This window comes from Pseudomonas fluorescens, from assembly GCF_000968015.1.
Classification (GTDB): Bacteria; Pseudomonadota; Gammaproteobacteria; order Pseudomonadales; family Pseudomonadaceae; genus Aquipseudomonas; species Aquipseudomonas fluorescens_W.
This window is the reverse complement of record NZ_LACH01000132.1, coordinates 1-286: the sequence shown is the minus strand read 5'-3', so window position 1 is coordinate 286 and position 286 is coordinate 1. Positions and strand designations below refer to the sequence as shown.

1 pseudogene is annotated in these 286 nt (G+C 54.2%); it reads left to right on the top strand.

From position 1 onward, the window contains the following. A pseudogene (locus tag VD17_RS32505) lies at positions 1-286 on the top strand (copper resistance protein B); the annotation flags it as partial.

Genomic DNA, 286 nt, shown 5'->3' with positions numbered 1-286 from the left:
TACCAGTCCTGCTTTCTTTGTCGTGGCTCACGCCGCTGAAGAGATGGATCACTCCAAGATGGACCACGGCTCAATGGGAGCTATGGACCATAGCAAGATGGGGGCTATGGATCACAGCAAGATGAGTATGGATGACGGGCAAATGGACGGAATGGAAAGTATGGATGGGGGGGCGACTACCACCAGTCGAACCCCAGTCCCCGTACTGACCGATGCTGACCGTGCAGCCGCCTTTCCAGATGTTGCTGGTCATGGTGTCCACGACAAAAAACTCAACTCCTTCATG